This window comes from Palleronia marisminoris, assembly GCF_900172315.1.
Classification (GTDB): domain Bacteria; phylum Pseudomonadota; class Alphaproteobacteria; order Rhodobacterales; family Rhodobacteraceae; genus Palleronia; species Palleronia marisminoris.
Genome location: NZ_FWFV01000033.1, coordinates 1 through 895, shown reverse-complemented (window position 1 = coordinate 895; position 895 = coordinate 1). Strand labels below are relative to the sequence as shown.

At 64.5% G+C, this 895-nt stretch carries 1 protein-coding gene; it reads left to right on the top strand.

What is annotated here, in order from left to right; translation table 11 throughout:
- Positions 1-895: ABC transporter ATP-binding protein (locus PAM7066_RS18445; protein WP_139838424.1), on the top strand; the 895-nt coding region annotated here is incomplete at both ends.

Sequence of the window (895 nt, the reverse complement as noted above, 5' to 3'; positions counted from 1 at the left end):
TGATGTCGTTCATCACCGCCTTCATGATGGCCTACGAGCCCGCCAAGCGGCTCAGCCGCGTGCGCATCAAGCTGGAGACGGCGATGGTTCGCGTGCAGATGATGTTCGAGCTTCTGGACTATGAGGAACTGCTGGTCGAAGCGCCGGATGCCGTCGCGCTCGAACCCGGCCCGGGCGAGGTGCGGCTCGAGGACGTGACCTTCAACTACGGCAGCAAAAAGACCGTGCTGAAGGGCATGACACTCGACTTCGAGGCCGGAAAGACGACAGCGCTCGTCGGCCAATCCGGGGGCGGCAAGTCGACGATCCTGAACCTGCTGATGCGCCTTTACGATCCCAGCTCGGGCCAGGTGCTGATCGACGGCCAGGACATCCGGGGCGCCACCTTCGCGTCGCTTCGCGACCGGATCTCGTTCGTGGGACAGGACACGTTCCTGTTCTCGGCCACGGTGCGCGAGAATATCCGCTACAGCCGTCCCGATGCGAGTGACGAAGAGGTCGAGGCCGCCGCGAAGGACGCCAACGCGCACGACTTCATCGAGGCGCTGGACAAGGGCTATGACACCGAGGTCGGCGAGAACGGCAACTTCCTGTCGGGCGGCCAGCGGCAGCGCATCGCCGTGGCGCGGGCGATCCTGCGCCAGTCCGAAATCCTGCTTCTGGACGAAGCGACGAGCGCTCTCGACGCCACTTCCGAAGCGCTGGTCAAGGAGGCTCTGTCGCGGCTGACCCGGGACAAGACGACCATCGTGATCGCGCACCGGCTATCGACCATCCTCGAGGCCGACCAGATCCATGTGATCGAGGACGGCAAGGTGATCGAAAGCGGCCCGGTGCACGAGCTTCTGGGCCACCAGGGTCCGTTCCGGACGCTCTATGAACAGCAGTTCGAGGG